Genomic DNA, 15029 nt, shown 5'->3' on the forward strand with positions numbered 1-15029 from the left:
CTCCTACTCAGGGAAGCGAAGCGTTTTGACGGCAATGCCATCTTCTCCCGATGTCGTACTGCTGTCATTGTTCCAGCTGATGCCGCCCTTGCCCGGCGGTCCAATCTCGAAGGTGACCCCCTCCAGCGTGAGCTGGTCCTCGTCGCGGTAGGCGATGCCGATCGAGTCGCCGCCGCGCCCTGGGCCGCCGAACCCCCCCTCACCTCCGAAGCCGCCCCCGCCTCCGCCGCACGACCAGGTGCCGTCACCGACGGCGCCCCCCGGCGCTCCTCGACCACCTGGTCCACCTCGCTCAGGCGGGCCCCCGTCGCCACCCGGTCCCCCGCCGCGCGCTGTGATCAAGCTGTCTCGCACGGTGAGCTTCGCGTGGAGCGCGACGATCCCGATGCTCGGGTGCCCGTTCGCGCCCCCTCGTCCGCCTCGTCCGCCGCAGCCGCCGGCGCCTCCGGATCCGCCGCCGGCACCCCCCTTCGAGGCCACGCCGCACACGGCGAGCCCACCGCGACGGCCGCCGCCTCCGCCGCCACCTTGACCGGGCATGCCCCTGCCGCCCTCGCCTGCCGTGTCGCCCTCCCACCCCGTCTCGCTGATACGCCCGATGCCCTCGCCGCCCGCCCCCACCGTGCCCAGGGCTCCGGAACTCCCGGGAGACCCGCCATGGCAGCCCATGGTTTCCCGGTCCGCATGACCGCCGCGCCCTGAGTTCGTGGGGTCCGGCGTCGGGGCCGGGGCACCGGCGCCGCCATCCTCGGCGCCGTCGGGCAGCCCATCGCCGCCCTTGCCGCCGGTGCTCGGCGCGCCGCCCTCACAGGGGTTCACCACCGCCGGACCCCCGGCGACGGTGGCGGCGGTGCACGCGTCCCCGCCGTACAGCCCGTCGGGCCCGGTCGCTGCTCGGTTCGGCCAGGGCCACTCCTCGCCATCAGGGCCACTCGGTCCGTAGTCGGCCAGAATCTCGCTCCGGACGATCTCGACGGCCGTGCCCGTCTCGATGAGCATCGAGATCGGCCCTTCCCCGTCCAGGAACATGTCGGCGAGCGTCGATACGCCATCCGCGGCCCCCGTATCGCTCGGGCTCGCCGGTTCGACGAACACCAGCGGACCGGCGTAGTGCGTGCTTGCGCTGTCCAGTGTGGATACCTTCCTACTGTCGTCGCGGCCCCAGTGCCGACAGTGGAAGCCTCCCAGGAGATCGACGCCAGAAGGCAACCGCACGTGTTCGCTAAAATTACCGTTGCAGAGGAACACGCGCCCTCGTCGGGTGCGCGCCAAGTCGATGGCGTGCTTAACGGTAAATACGGGCTTCGCCTTCGTTCCAGGGTTCCCGTCGTCCCCGCCCCCGTAGAACCCGGCGACGAACACGCCGCAACCGTCGTCGAGAATGTCGGAGGCGATATGCTCCAGGCAGACCGCTTCCGGCGGCTCATCGCCTTGGCACGAGGCGCCATCGCAGGGCGGTCCGCCAGCATCGCCTGGACCGGGGGCAGTCCCGCAGCCGATCGCCCACGGCGCCAGCGTGAGGGAGAGGGCTGCAGCGATCGTCTTTCTCATGGGCGTCTCCTGTCGTGGGTCGCCGGAACAGGGCGGTTCATTGCGGCGGTTCCGGCGCGGGGGCATCGAACCGATACCAAAAATCGGCACGTCCTGGAGCGCCCTGGCTCCTGCCGTCCCCCGAGGCTGCGTTGCCTGCGAGCCCACCCTCGCCGCCGCTGCCGTGGGTGACGGTCGCATCCCAGGCAAGGGTGACAGTGGCGCCTACCGACGCAATCCCGAACGAGTGGCCGCCGAGGCCGCCACCGGCATCGCCGCCACGGCCGCCTTCGCCGCCATAGCCGCCGCCGCACGCGTCCCACATCTCTGTTCCACCCAAGCCTTTGCCCGGCCAACCGCCATGTTCCCCGGCGCCGCCCAGTTGGCCCGTTCCGCCGATCCCACCGCGACCACCGCTGCCCGCGAGGACCTTGCTGTCCTCGATGGTCAGAACGCTCCCTTGCAAGGCAACGATCCCGATGCTGGCGCCGCCGTAGCCGCCCCCCCAGCCTCCCAGGCCCCCGCAGCCGCCACCGCCCCCCGAGCCGCCGGCCGCGCCGCCCTGCGGTTGACCAGCGCGACAAGCCACCATGGGACGGCGCGCCTTGCTGCCGCCTCCGCCGCCCCCGCCCTGGCCGACGCCACCCTTCTTTCCGTCGTCACCCCGAACGCCGATCCAACCGTCGAAATCGAGGTAACCGACACCAACCGCGCCGGCAGCACGACCTCCGTCGTCACCCTTTGCTCCGTCTTCGCCCGGCTTGCATCTCTCACTCGCCGCACCGGCCCCTCCAAGGCCTTTGCCTTCCGGATTGTCCGCGGGTGTAGGCAATCCTGAAGTGCCATCACCACCCCTATCAATCCTACCATCGCCACCATATCCCCCCGTCGACTTGGTGCCATCGCCACAATCGGTCACTACCGGTAGGGCTCCCTCCACGACACCCGCAGTGCAGGCGTCCGCGCCGTCGTTGCCCAGAGCGCCGTTCTTCGCACGGTACGCATGCGCGTCCTCTCCCGCTTCCCCGTCCTTGCCGTCGTCGGCCTGAACCTGGCTCGAACGCACGATCGCCCTGGCGCCGGAGCTCAAGATCACCGCGATCGACGACTTGCCATCCCTCGCGGAGGCATGAGCTGCCACGACGCGCACGCCGAAGATCATCGAGGTGGCGTCCGTCGCGTCCTCCTCTGCCGCGAGAACGCGCAGCGGGATGCCTGCCGGCGGCGCGATGGTGGTCAACTGATTGGGCCCTCCGAACGACCAATCGCCGCCGTCGCAGACCCGGGCGCCCCAGAGATCGACGCCCGAGGGCAGCGTGATCGCTTCCTCGAACTCCCCGGCGCACGCGTACACGCGCCGGGTCGGCGTCTCGCCGTTGCCTCGCCCGCTCGCGGCGAGCCCGACGGCGTGCTGCAGGGTCTTCACCGGCGCGCCCTTCGTGCCGAGGTCGCTGTCGTCGCCGCTCTCGCTGACGAACACCCCGCACTGGTCGAGTGCCGGCCCGGTCTCGGGCTGCCCCTCGCACGGTCCGGGCGGCGGCTCCGGATCGGCGGCGCACGCATACACCTCCCAGCAGGCATCGGTGTACGTACACGCCGTCAGCGTGCTTGCGCTCAACGCCCAGAGCGTGAGCACCACGAGGGACGTCCCGATGCCCCGGCCTTCCTGCAAACGCGTCTCTGAGGCTCCCGGTCTCCTCACCACAGCCCCTCGATCCTCACGCCCATCCCTTGCCCAATCGCAGCGGGCGAGACGTGGATCTGCTCCTGAGCCGGCGTGCGTCCCAGGAAGGAGAAGTCCGTGAAGAAGGACGCGGCGGTTGCCGCCCCGATGACGCCACCCGCGATGACCAAGGCTGTGCCCACGGCTCCGGAGAGGTTGCGCTCGTCTCTCAGGCGGAGCAGGTCAGCGCACGCAGAGTGTCGTGGCGCTTGCCAGCACATGGACGAGCTCGTCGAGGGATCGCTGCTCAGCCCGTCACGCCGCTCGCTCAGGTCGCCGTCAAGCCTGCTGGCCCGGATCATCAGGACGCTGCCTGCCGAGGCACTCGCCGTCGTGACGACGATCCCCGCGATACGCAGCGTCCCAGGCCACGAAGCCCATGGACTGCGGGCCTGCGTCCGAACAGCGGGCCTAGCGCTCGGCACCCGGGGTGCTTCCTTCGGTGCGACCGCCGCCACCTCCCTGGTGCTGCTTGAGGAGCGCGACAACTGCATCGACATTTGGTGCTGTTTTCCCGGCACGGCTGTGAACACGTGGAAAGACTCCTCGCGTCCAGGCGCTTGCGCCCGCACCATGTGTTCTCCGGAGTCGAAGAACAGCTTGTGGGTCCGCGCGGTCCTGCCTACGAGCTTGCCATCGACGACCACCTCGGCGTCCGGCGGATCGACCGCGAGCAAGAGCGTCGCGACGTGCTTCGCTGCCTTCCGCAACCCTTCCTCGAAGCGCAGCTGGAGCGCCACAGAAAGCGCCTCGCGCTGCTCGAGGCTCCATGCGAGGTGCTCGGCCGCGTCGCGGTGCTTGCTCAACGCAAGCGCGCAGAGCCCGAGCTCCCCGGCGATCTCCGCGCGCTCTTGCTCCGTGTTCGTTGCTGGCACCATTGCCTCCAGGGCTGCTTTATAGGCGTCATAGGCGTCGGTCCACCTTCCCTCTGCACGAGCTCTCTTCCCAGCGCGTACAAGGTCCTTCACTGTCGAACTATCGCTTCGTCGTGGCGTCGCATGGCTGCCCTGAGCGTTGGCCGGGCTCGCAAGGCTGGTGGCGGCTCCAAGCAAGCCAATTGACAGTGAAAGTGGAACGCAACGCATATGGCGAGGGTACTTACGCCGGCTTCGTCGCGTCAACCCTCAGGAATTTCCGTCAGCTGGCCTTTGGCCGAGAAACAGCAGACCAAGACTACAATGCATCGGTCTGTTCCGTCGCGACGGTTCACAAAGGCGCACCATGTCCACAAAAGCGCACGTTATCCTACAAAATTTAACCGCCTGTGCATTTTCCTGAACCCTGCAGGCCAGCTCAGGTGTGCTACCGCCGTGGCCAAGCCATCGGACCGCTCCGCCAGCTTCGACCTCTTCCGGCGCCTGGCGATCCGTCGCGGTGTCCCGGAGCGCGACGCTGAGGACGTTGCGCAAGAGGCACTGCTGCGGAGCCTGGAAGCAGAGCGGCGCATCGAACCGGGAGGGGATCCGGCTCCCTACCGCGTCACGATTGCCCTCAACCAGGCGCGCAATCGCGTGCGCGACGCGGTCCGCCGGGGCGAGGTCTTGACGTCCTTCGACGAGCGGGAGCCCCATGGAGGGTGCCCCACGCCGGAAGACTTGCTCCGCCTGCGGCAGCGGGCAGAGATCCTGCGGCGCCTGATCGCGCAGGTCGACCCCAAGTACCGGGACCTCCTCATCCGGCACGATCTCGAGGAGACGCCGCTTGTCGAGATCGCGGCCGAGCTCGGGCTCAACGTCGACACGGTGAAGACGCAACACCGGCGGGCGCGCGAGGAACTGGACGCGCAGAAACGACGGTGGGACGCGCAGCAGGATTCTCACGGCTGGGACAAGGAGGCATGCGTGCCGGTGGCGCTCGCCGTCGGGCGCCGCGATCGCGCGTCGTGGGCGGCCACGCTGCGCCGCTTGTGGGTGAGAATCCTCGTGCAGGGTGCGTTCGTCGTCCTGGCGGGCGCTCTCGTCTCCACGGTACCGCCCGTGCCCAGCCCGGAATCGTGGCTGCGGCCGGCGGCGGTCCACTCGCCTGAGACCGCGCCACCCGCCCAGGACGTCGTGGCGCCCGCCGTACCAGACGGCGCCGCCATCGCGGCGCATGCGATCTCAGGGTCGGCGGGACATGGCAACGCGGGCGCCGCGGTCGTAGTGAGCAGCGCGCCGGCCCCCGCGGTGACGACGGTTCCCCGTCCCGCCTCGTCGGGGAGCGCCGTGCGCCCGTCCGCCCGGGAGCGAGCGAGGAACCTAGTCAATCAGGCCCGGAGGGCCATCGAGGCCAACACCGTTCTCGGTTACCTCGAGGCACGCCGGCTGCTTGAGGCCCACGCGCAGGAGTTTCCGCGAGGGGAATTCGCTGCGGAGCGCGAAGCGCTACTCAAGCAGATTCGTTGATCCGTCGGCCGTCCACTCACAGCTAACAGGCGGCAACTCCGGTGGTGTCTTCGACAGCACAAGGCCGAGATCCGTCTTGCATCGGGCAAGGATGCCCACGTCCGAGAGGAGGAACACATGAAGGAAGTACTAGAGTCGATGTGGCTCATCTCGCCGATCGTTCTCGCGATGATGGCCTGTGTTGCGATCGGGTTCGCGGTGACCGCGCGCGAAGCGCTGGGCCGCGAGCGAGGGCTCCGCGAGGCACGCGAGCAGGCGCACGAAGATGAGGAACTGGCGCTCACCGAAGCAAAGGAAAAGGCAGAGCGGGAGCTGGAGCGACACCGGCGCCTGCTGGACTGCCATGTGGATGCGGTCGTCGCGGAGACGAGAGGAGCCCGCGCGCGCCCCGTTCCGTCGCCAGGCAGGGTCCTCGAATCGTTCTGTGCAACGATCCCCTCGTGGCAGCGAAAGCTGGCCGAGAACACCGGGCTAGAACGACGGGAACTGGAACGGCTGCTGAGCAGCGACCACCCGATGACGCCCGGTCTCGCGCGGCAGCTGGAAGTCTTCACGGGTACGCCTGCGCGCTATTGGGAGCGCCTATGGCGTCTGCACGACAACTACCGGACGGACGCGGAGGACACGGTGGTGATCCAGCTCGGTGAGCCCACCAGCAAGCGCGAACGCTCGGCGCGTGCGGCAGCGTCCTCAGCGTCAAGCCCGACGTCCACGAGCCCGGCCGCGATTCCTCCGCGGGCGCCTGATGTTCCCCCGCCCGTGGTGCCGCCTTCCGATCAGGCCGCCAAGAGCCCACGGGCCAAGCTCCCCGCACCTCCTCCACCGCGGCTTCGCTCACCGCTCCCTGCTCGCACGATGTCGGGAGCTGAGTTCGCGTGTCGCGCTGCCGCGCTGACGAGCTTTCCGGTACAGCGCGACGACGGCGGATCCAGCCTCGAACGAGGCTCCGATTGGGAGGACATCGAGCGATCCCCCTTGAACACGACGCTTCCAGGCGTAGGTAGTCACGAACATGCGTAACCTGAGTCGCGCTCGGAGCCTCTGAGCTCAGCACTGTCATCGAGCTGAGCTTCGGTGGAGTGTCGCATGTCGGGTTGGTCTGGATCAGCCGTGGTCGACTCCACGACATGAGCGGCTCGTTATCATTGGGCGGGAGATTTCCAGCGGGGGGGGTGAGGCCATGTGTCATCTACCGAATGATGGCAAGCGCGCCGCCGCGCACGCGCGCTTGTTTTGCCCGATGCTGGTTCGTGCCGTGCTGCGCTGGTTGGAGCGGCTGGGGGTCCCACGGTGCCATCGTTGTGACGTCGCAGGCCAAGTCTGGGTCAACGCCTGCGAGAGCTGGCCCAGGTTCGATCCGAAGCGCGGTAGACCTGAACGCTGGTTGAACGCGATCACCGTACACGTCGCTGCACACTACCACGAGCGTGCGCGACACCGCAGGGAGGAGCTGGTCGATGAGATCGAGGTGCTCGATCCAGCGCCGGATGCTGCCGCTGCGATGGAGTCCGACAACATCAGGACCGACACCCTCGACGCGGTGAGCGAGCTCGATCCTGATCTGCGCTTCGTTCTCGTGGCCCATGATCTGAACGGACTTTCGATGGCCCAGATAGCCCAAGACGTAGGGGTACCTCTCTCTACGATTTACAAGCGGCGCACAAGGGCCATCGGCGCGCTGCGCGACGTCATCAGGCTTCGGGAAGCCACGGAGAACTCCCCCCGGAGAGCTGGCTTACAATGAACATCAAAGGCCTGGCTGTTCACTTCCTGCGCGACCTGGACGAGCATGAGACGGAGCGAACGCTCGACGCGCTTAGGATGATCAAAGGGATCGTCAAGGTTTCGCCCGTCGGAGCTGGTTACGAGGACGACTTGAACCGCCAGCGGGTCAAGCGAGAGCTGCTCGACAAGATCGACGTGCTTCTGCGTGACGACGGGGCCTCGATGTAGGTGCCAGCGAAACCGCCGCAGAGGGCGCCAGGGACAGCGGCGCCGCCGAGCCCACACGGTGCGCAGACGGCCTCTGCGTCGCAACTGCGGCAGGGGACACCGACTTCGCCGGCGAGTTGTTCGTCGCTGGCAACGCGCCCCGCTCGACCTGGCAGCCGACGTAGCGCCCAAGGGCGCCGGCGCTTTCGAGCATCCAAGCGGTCGAACGGGGGTGGACCAGCGCCGTCTCGTTCGCGGGCGCGCCCCGCCGCTGCCCCGGGCTGCTACTTTACCCCCATGCCCTCCGTGCGCCGCTCTGCCGCCGAGATCCTCCGCACGGTGCCGCCACGCGACCGCGCGGTGCTGCTCTATTTCGGCCTCGACCTGGACGATCCAGCACACGCAGAGTTCTTCGTTGAGGGCGTCCGGGCCGCAGACGACGCCATCGCGGCCCAGCAGCGCTGGGAGCGAGCAGTGGTCAGCCCATCGAGCCGCACGCGATCGCCTCCAACGCGCGATGCACGTCGTCGCGCGTCGCGCTGACGTCGCGGCCAAGCTCCCGGAGCTCCGGGTTCCGGTCTGCGCGCTGGTCGCGCTCGGCGCACAGAGTACTACTTTCTGTACTTGGTAGCGGACGTCTACAGCCGCGAGCACGTAGGCTGGTCGGTCGAGGCCGAGGAGTCGATGCTGGCGGCCGGTCGCCCCCCAACGGGCGTCAGGCTTCGGGAGCTCGCGCAACCGATCCGTCGCCCCGGACCGCTCTGGTTGCCACGCTCTCCGAGGCCCTCACCCGTGCTGTCGTACTCGGGGACGAGGCGGCGGCCTCCGGGTCGTCGTCTACAAGGCGGTCGGTCAGCTACCCCCCGGCACCGGGGAGGCGAGCAAGCCAGGGCCGACCTACACGCCGTGTCGGATTCTGTCTGCAACAAAACCGGCAGAATTCGCGAGCCGACGCCCTCGCCATCGTTGCCGGCATGGGTGTACCGAGGAGACCATCGCACGCGTGAGCATATCGCTTCGCTAGTGCAGAGGCATACGCCCACTGACGCAATGCGCAACAATTCAGTTCGAGTCGCTACGACTACGCGCTTGACATTGTCAAGCTAGTTCGGATTTCCTCTTCATCTGGAGACGAATCTCATGGACATCCGCAACACTGGGCACCTCATCGGCAAGGTCGCATCCGTAGACGGCTCAGCGATAGTCGTCGAGGCCGAGCGACTGTCGCTCGAACTAAGCGACAACATCGAAGTACACGTAACAATTGGATCTTTCATTAATTGCGGCGGCACACACGGTGACGTACTATGCGCAGTAATCCGGGTATATGAGGAACAAGTTGAACGCCCTAACCGTGAGATTCAAGGACAGAGGCAAATCATCACCGTGCGAAAGGTCGATCTCATCGTGGTTGGCACGGTATCTGACGAACGAGGATTCGAGCGGGGAGTTGATCAGCTTCCGCCCGTTGGAACGAGCGCATTTTTCGTTACTGGCAGCGCCTTCGAGGAGATTCTGGAGCGCTCTCTAGACCATACAGCGCGATTGCGACTGTTTCCGGTAGGAGAACGTGTCGGGACTGGTTCCGGCAGTGCTCGATTTGATCTCGATCGATTCTTCGGCCGTCATGCCGCCATTCTGGGCACCACTGGTTCCGGTAAGAGCTACACGGTCGCAGCACTGGGGCAAGCGGTCCTCCGATCCTATTCGCGCCCACGACTAATACTCTTTGATATACACAACGAATATCCTCCTGCGTTCCAAGGTGAGTTCTCAGCGCGATCTCGGTGCATACCCTGGAGCAGCTTCAAGCTCCCGTTCTGGATGCTCACCTTCGACGAATTCGTAGATATCTTCGGCGGCGGCAATCTCGGCTCAACTCAAAAAGCCGTGCTCACGGACGCCCTGCAAGCTGCACGACGGCAAAGCCCACACAACGTTCTCGGCAAGGACGACTCTCGCATCTCTGCCGATTCCCCTATTCCATTTTCCTGGGACGACCTATACTCAAACTTAAAAAGTACGATAAATTCCAAGAAGGCATCGGAGCAAGGTAGCCTCCCAGCAATGCTTGAAAAGATGGATGTCCGGCGACAGGATCCACGCTTCGAATTCTTTTTTCGTTCGGCCGAGAATACGGACGCCGCCGGTGCCTTCTTTGCGAAACTATTCGGCTTGGTCGATGGTGACACCCACATTACCGTCCTCGACCTCTCCGGGCTCCCAGCAGAGGTCAGGTCAACCGCAATCGGCGTACTCGGTCGCCTGATATTTGACTATCGATATTGGGATCCTGACCCTAACAATCTCCCAATCGCCCTCGTTCTCGAAGAGGCGCACACATATATACCGGCCGAGTCTGACAGCCGTTACCGTGTGAGCCTCGAATCGATCGAGCGCATTGCCAAAGAAGGACGGAAATACGGCCTGAGCCTCGTGGTTGTCTCACAGCGTCCCTCCAGCGTATCACCCAGCATTCTTTCACAATGCGGAACATTTGTTGCTCTTCGACTCACCTCGGACACCGACCAAGACAAGGTGCTTCGTCTGCTACCAGACACGTTGGGCAGTCAGAAGGGCGTACTTGCTTCGCTGCGTGATGGGGAGGCCATCGTCTCCGGCGACGGCGTCACGCTGCCGGGTAGAATCCGCTTCAAATTTGCCGACCCCAAGCCGGGGAGCGCCGACATCCGCTTTCATCAGGCCTGGGTTGCCGGTCCACCTAGCGACTATTCTCCCGTTGAGATCGCACGCCGATGGCTTCGGCAGGAGCGCCACTAGATGATTCTACACAGCATTCGCCTTGGTGGCTGGCGCTCATACGATCCAACGTCTCAAGTCGGTCTCGCAGAATTGAATCAAGTAAATGTTATAATTGGCCCAAACAACGTCGGAAAATCGAACCTTACACGATTCCTGGTTCGATTGCGAGAATCCTTGACAGGCATGGCAAACATGGATCCATGGCGCAAGGGAGAGGACTGGAAGAAAACATTAGGAATCAACATTTCGATCGACGAAGCAGACCTTTGGCTCCGCGAAGCAGGCAAGATAAGTGCAACTCTAGAGCTCTCCGCGGAATCATGCGATATCCCTGAAGACGTAGCAAAATTTGCGTGTCCCGATGGCAAGCTGCGAGCCGAATGTACGATTGAGAGGTCTGCTTCCGAAGGCCGTAGCGGATCGAAAGGCAAATATCTGCTGCAGGTCATCCCAGTTACCCCGAACGGCACCCCTATCGTGCGGAACGAGAACGGGAGCCCCAGCGTCCTATTAGCAAATGGAACGTACACCGGATTGGTTCAGAACGACCATCTTCAGCGGGGAGTGGGACTGGCGATCTGCCGCCTCCTTGCTCGTTCCATCCTCGAAATTCGAGCGCTTCGACACCACCAGCGCGAGGGTCAGACGGATAGTCCTCTTTCCACGGACGGCGGAAAACTGTTAGACGAGTTGCGCGCGCTACATGACGACAACAATCAAGCGAGTCGCTGGAGTGCCGTTGAATACGATCTTGAGCGCTGGTTCAGCGCTCTACTTGACGAGCGGGTTGAGCTTGATTTGACGTCCAATGCTCTTCGTCTGAAGCTGCAGCGGGGTCAAGATGTTGATCGCGGGCGCGCGAGCCGATCCAAGCTTCTATGCAACCTGGATGACCTTGGCTCAGGCGTCGCAGAACTCATGATGATGCTAGCATTTATGCGACTTCATGAGGGCCAGGCACACCTGGTCCTCATTGAGGAACCGGAGGCTCATCTCCACCCTGCTGCAGTACTCGAATTTGTACGAATTATCCAAGAAGAGATGCCTCATCATCAGCTTCTCATCTGTTCACATTCTACGGCACTTGTAGACGGCACCAAACGCGATTGGAAACTCTATCGCGCGCGCCGACTTCAGAGCGGCGGAACTGTCATAGACAAACTTCCTACCGATGCCAGACGTCTCGTTGTTCTCGAGGATCTCGGCATCAGGCCGTCGCAACTTTTTCTAGCCAATTGCACGATCTGGGTAGAAGGACCATCAGATGCGCATTACATTCAGGCGCTGCTTCAGCATGTAGCAAAGACACTAATCCCCGGACGCGACTATGCGTTTGTCTTCTACGGCGGCGCATCGGCGGCGCACATCGACCTCGATCAGAATGACGATGACAAGGTCGTAAGCGTGCTCAAGATCAGCCCGCGATCAGCCATCATACTTGACCGTGATTGCAGGGCCGACGAAGAGATCCGAAAATTGGCAGTTCGCCTACAGCAATGCGCGAAGAAGCTGCCCCCCGAGCAGGTGCACATATTGAACACACCGGGACTCGAGATCGAAAACATGATCAGAGGCGACGTTTTTTTGGAGGTCCTGAGGGAGGAAGCACCGCAAAGATTCAACAGTCCTGTACGCCGACTTGTGTACAAATCGTTTGAATTGACACCAGAAGACGAGTTCGACCGCCTTATGGCCGAAAACGCACGGTACGATGACGGCTCGGAGCTGAGCGATGAGGATCGCAGAAATCTGCGCAAGCGCCTGAACGACCTAAAGACGACGCTTAGCAGTCTCATTGCGAGACGAGCATCAACGGGCGCAAGCGTATTTCGTGAGGATTCGATTTGTTGGGGAGAGGATCTCGCAAATTGGATACAGAGGCAACGGACGACTGACGGATTAAGACGGGCATAGGTGGATGTCCAGCCTCCCAGCGCTCCCGATGAGTCGCAGCGCACGCCTGTGGGCGTGCGTACCGAGCAGTTCGTCCACCGTCGATGTAGGCAGGGTGGTGAACTGCTGACGCTGCGCGGTCGTGGCCGGCAGCATGCGGACAAGGACATCGATCAGCGAATTGCTGCTCGTCATCAGCAATCTCTCTTCGCAACCGGCTCGGCGATATGGCATCCGTACAGGCCTGCCCAGCAGAGAGACGCTCGGGCGATGCCGTCGTAACGTAATCGCCCGACCAACGCCATCGTTATCCTCGGCGCGGCACCCGTTGTCGGTCTCCATCGCGAAGGAGAAAGCGATGGCGACGAAGGTGGAGTGGGCCGAGCGGGTGGAGCGATGGGAGCAGAGCGGGCTGAGTGCCGAGAAGTTCGCACGGCGCGAGGCGTACAAGCCCAAGCAGCTGTACTGGTGGCGCTGGAAGCTGCGGGCTGAGGGGGCTTTCGCAGCCCTCTCCGCGATCGTCGACGGGAGGTAACCTCCTGGCCATCGCCAAGGGCACGGCCCCCTTGCGGCTGTCGTGGGGGTTGACGATGCTTAGCGCGGGGCGGCGTCGGCCCACGACTCGGCGCGGGCACAGGCGGTCCTGAAAGACGGCCCGGCGAGGCGGCATCCGCCAGCGTCGCCGGCCGAGGCTTGCGTTGTTCAGATCGCGTCGGCGTCGCCGGCGCTCGGAGTAGCGCGCGACTATTTCGCCCAGGCGTCGGTCAGTAGCTCGTCCAACCAGTCCAGCCCGCCTGCAACTTACCGATGACGCCTGTCGCCCAGACGAGCAGGTTGGCACCATCATCCTACAGGAGCCGCGGAGCATGTAGCCGATGGCGAGGCGTTCGCACGACCCTCTACGTCGATTCAACCTCGACCATTCCCTTGAAGCGCGCCTCTAACTGACGTAGTGGTGCAAGGGCGACCCTCATGCCCGAGTACCTCACCCGCCTAAAGGCACCAACCGAGACGAGCATCCGTCGTTTTCAAGCGAGCGACCTCGCCGAGGCGTACCGAATCGCGAGATCGCTAGCGCGCGCGGCGGGCGCCGTGCCCACCGCAACGAACGTTGTCGAGAAGTTCCGCCTCAGAGCCGGCGAGCGCATCGTTGAGCAGGCCGGCGCGCCGATCGCTACGATGAGCCACGCGGAAGAAGGTCGCGCCGCATTCGAACCGCTCGATTTCGCAGCGCGGCGCGAGATCTGCCTGCTCGCGCTTCGGGGTCTGTGCCTTGCCGAGACGCCGCACCTCCGAAGGCTCGGTCATTTCCTGCTCGACCGTACCCTCTGGTTCTGGACGGCGGACGCGCTGGTGAAGGGCGAGTACGTCCGCGACGCAGTGAAGCGCGACGTAACGGCGCTGCCGCACACGGCCGCCGCGGCGCGCGTGTTGAGCCCGAGCGAGCTCCGTCACGAGCACGCCGTCCCGCGGAAGATCGTGCGGGAACACCTGACGTCGCTCCATGTGCGATGGAGCGACGTCGACGAGGACACGGCCCTCGCGGAAATCGCCGAGGTGCTCGATCGATGTCCGCCGGTGCTTGTCACGATCGAGGAGGACCGGCAGCTCGGTGGCCCGCTCCGCGCTGGCATGGGCAAGGGCGGCTCATTCGAGGAGGCGCCGTTCGCGCGCTACGTACGCGCCGGCCTCGTGGCGAGCGCCGGCGAGCTCCGCTTCCCTCCGAACGGGTTGTGGACACCGGAGGGTCGATATCGTTCGTCGGCGAAGCACCAGTGAGCGCCTCGGGTGCGCGCTTTCAGGCCGCCATGATCGCCGTCGCCGCCCTGATTCTGATGAGGACCTGGTCACAACGCTGCTCCTCCTAGTGTACTGCGTGCCAATAGCTGAGAGACTGCTGCGGCAGCGGTGCGCCGGGCATTATCGTCCCCTTGTTGAGAATCAAGCTGGTTGATGCTTTCTCGCTCGGGCTGGCTGATGACCATCGCGACGGTGAGCGGGCCCCGGTCACGGGCGTGATGGTCGGCTCATCGCGTCCTGAGCGTGCCGGGGTGCTCGGACGCGTCAAGGGTTCCCTCGCAGGGCTCGGCGGCTGCGCCGCCCTTGACGCGCCCTGCGCGCCCCGGCGGCCACGTCGCGCGGGCGATGGGCGGACGGAGCCTCCGCCGGGGGCTCCGGGCACCGGATGGGCGGGCGATGGCCATCGCGCGCGTGCGCGAGCCATCATCCTGCGTGAGCAAAAAGCGGCCCCCACCCATCATCTAACGGGAGCGTCAACACCCCTCCGCTCACGTTCGCGAGCGAGGTCGAGTACGTCGGCTGCGGCCTCGCTTTGGGGGGCTGCCCCTCCGAGCAGCCGCCCGATCGCCTCGTGCGCGACCCGCGCCGTCTCTACATCACCCGCCACAATAGCCGCTCGCAGCCCCTCTCCGAGTTGCACAAGCAGCGTCGCCCGCACCGACGCCCCTCTCGCCCCCTCCCCCTCCGGGCAGCGCTCTCCCCCCGCCCCACTCCCCCCGATCGAATCGGCACGCGCCCCCTCCGAATCGTCACACCCCCGCTCCAACCGTGTCGATCCGTCGCCACCCCCCCTCCGATTTCCCCGGCAATTTCGCCAGTTCGCCCCCGTTCCCCCGCCCCAGAGCGCCTTTTAAATCCACCGCGTCTGCCATTTCGCCACGGGGCCAAGATGCTGATATTACTTTGATTTTTACTTTTGGGGATCCACGCTCGCCTTCGTCTGTGCCGTTTCCGGCGAGCTCGGGGATCGCCTGGGCGAGGGAAGCTAGCTCGCCAAGGCCCAG

The 15029-nt window shown here is 64.9% G+C and carries 13 protein-coding genes; 9 read left to right on the forward strand and 4 right to left on the reverse strand.

Translation table 11 applies throughout. The annotated features are described in order from the left end of the window. Positions 1–3: 3 nt before the first annotated feature. The 3 genes from WMF27_RS30380 to WMF27_RS30390 form a co-directional block, all read right to left on the reverse strand. Positions 4–1095 (reverse strand): hypothetical protein, encoded by a 1092-nt coding sequence (locus WMF27_RS30380; protein WP_437765379.1) that lies wholly within the window; start codon positions 1093–1095, stop codon positions 4–6. A gap of 493 nt (positions 1096–1588) precedes the next feature. Next, positions 1589–3169: a hypothetical protein gene (locus WMF27_RS30385; RefSeq protein ID WP_437765378.1), complete on the reverse strand. Its 1581-nt coding sequence runs from the start codon at positions 3167–3169 to the stop codon at positions 1589–1591. Positions 3170–3228: 59 nt separating this feature from the next. Beyond that, positions 3229–4221: a tetratricopeptide repeat protein gene (locus tag WMF27_RS30390; RefSeq protein WP_437765377.1), complete on the reverse strand. Its 993-nt coding sequence runs from the start codon at positions 4219–4221 to the stop codon at positions 3229–3231. Between the two features lie 342 nt (positions 4222–4563). On the opposite strand from WMF27_RS30390, the gene WMF27_RS30395 reads away from it, so the two are divergent. The 8 genes from WMF27_RS30395 to tnpA all read left to right on the forward strand — a co-directional run bounded on the left by WMF27_RS30395 (position 4564) and on the right by tnpA (position 12760). After that, complete coding sequence (locus tag WMF27_RS30395; RefSeq protein ID WP_437765376.1) at positions 4564–5637, forward strand: sigma-70 family RNA polymerase sigma factor; 1074 nt, start codon at positions 4564–4566, stop codon at positions 5635–5637. Positions 5638–5754: 117 nt separating this feature from the next. Continuing rightward, complete coding sequence (locus WMF27_RS30400; RefSeq protein WP_437765375.1) at positions 5755–6657, forward strand: helix-turn-helix transcriptional regulator; 903 nt, start codon at positions 5755–5757, stop codon at positions 6655–6657. A gap of 220 nt (positions 6658–6877) precedes the next feature. Continuing rightward, positions 6878–7381, forward strand: coding sequence for a sigma-70 family RNA polymerase sigma factor (locus WMF27_RS30405; RefSeq protein WP_437944545.1), 504 nt, complete (start codon positions 6878–6880; stop codon positions 7379–7381). Further along, the gene (locus WMF27_RS30410) at positions 7378–7590 is read left to right on the forward strand and encodes a hypothetical protein (protein ID WP_437765373.1); all 213 of its coding nucleotides are present in this window, start codon (positions 7378–7380) and stop codon (positions 7588–7590) included. Before WMF27_RS30405 ends, WMF27_RS30410 begins: the two co-directional genes overlap by 4 nt. Before the next feature lie 276 nt (positions 7591–7866). After that, entirely contained in the window at positions 7867–8112 is a 246-nt protein-coding gene (locus WMF27_RS30415; RefSeq protein ID WP_437765372.1) for a hypothetical protein, read from the forward strand. A gap of 597 nt (positions 8113–8709) precedes the next feature. After that, positions 8710–10350 carry an ATP-binding protein gene (locus WMF27_RS30420; protein WP_437765371.1) on the forward strand — a complete coding sequence of 547 codons (1641 nt, stop codon included), beginning with the start codon at positions 8710–8712 and terminating at the stop codon, positions 10348–10350. Positions 10351–10515: 165 nt separating this feature from the next. Next, positions 10516–12246, forward strand: a complete 1731-nt coding sequence (locus tag WMF27_RS30425) for an ATP-dependent nuclease (RefSeq protein WP_437765370.1) — start codon at positions 10516–10518, stop codon at positions 12244–12246. A 337-nt stretch (positions 12247–12583) separates the two neighbouring features. Continuing rightward, on the forward strand, positions 12584–12760 hold the full coding sequence (gene tnpA, locus WMF27_RS30430) for an IS66 family insertion sequence element accessory protein TnpA (RefSeq protein WP_437765369.1): 177 nt from the start codon (positions 12584–12586) through the stop codon (positions 12758–12760). A 536-nt stretch (positions 12761–13296) separates the two neighbouring features. On the opposite strand, the gene WMF27_RS30435 is transcribed toward tnpA, so the two are convergent. Next, positions 13297–13533, reverse strand: a complete 237-nt coding sequence (locus WMF27_RS30435; protein WP_437765368.1) for a hypothetical protein — start codon at positions 13531–13533, stop codon at positions 13297–13299. A 72-nt stretch (positions 13534–13605) separates the two neighbouring features. On the opposite strand from WMF27_RS30435, the gene WMF27_RS30440 reads away from it, so the two are divergent. Continuing rightward, positions 13606–14004 carry a hypothetical protein gene (locus tag WMF27_RS30440; protein ID WP_437943187.1) on the forward strand — a complete coding sequence of 133 codons (399 nt, stop codon included), beginning with the start codon at positions 13606–13608 and terminating at the stop codon, positions 14002–14004. Positions 14005–15029 lie beyond the last annotated feature (1025 nt).

It is taken from the genome of Sorangium sp. So ce281, assembly GCF_051527395.1.
Lineage (GTDB): Bacteria > Myxococcota_A > Polyangia > Polyangiales > Polyangiaceae > Sorangium > Sorangium cellulosum_B.

Excerpts from the sequence above, each read along its gene's own strand:
- WMF27_RS30405 (WP_437944545.1), top strand. The coding sequence starts at position 6,878 with ATGCTGGTTCGTGCCGTGCTGCGCTGGTTGGAGCGGCTGGGGGTCCCA.
- WMF27_RS30425 (WP_437765370.1), top strand. The coding sequence starts at position 10,516 with ATGGCAAACATGGATCCATGGCGCAAGGGAGAGGACTGGAAGAAAACA.
- WMF27_RS30420 (WP_437765371.1), top strand. The coding sequence starts at position 8,710 with ATGGACATCCGCAACACTGGGCACCTCATCGGCAAGGTCGCATCCGTA.
- WMF27_RS30400 (WP_437765375.1), top strand. The coding sequence starts at position 5,755 with ATGAAGGAAGTACTAGAGTCGATGTGGCTCATCTCGCCGATCGTTCTC.
- WMF27_RS30415 (WP_437765372.1), top strand. The coding sequence starts at position 7,867 with ATGCCCTCCGTGCGCCGCTCTGCCGCCGAGATCCTCCGCACGGTGCCG.
- tnpA (WP_437765369.1), top strand. The coding sequence starts at position 12,584 with ATGGCGACGAAGGTGGAGTGGGCCGAGCGGGTGGAGCGATGGGAGCAG.
- WMF27_RS30410 (WP_437765373.1), top strand. The coding sequence starts at position 7,378 with ATGAACATCAAAGGCCTGGCTGTTCACTTCCTGCGCGACCTGGACGAG.
- WMF27_RS30435 (WP_437765368.1), bottom strand. The coding sequence starts at position 13,533 with ATGACCGAGCCTTCGGAGGTGCGGCGTCTCGGCAAGGCACAGACCCCG.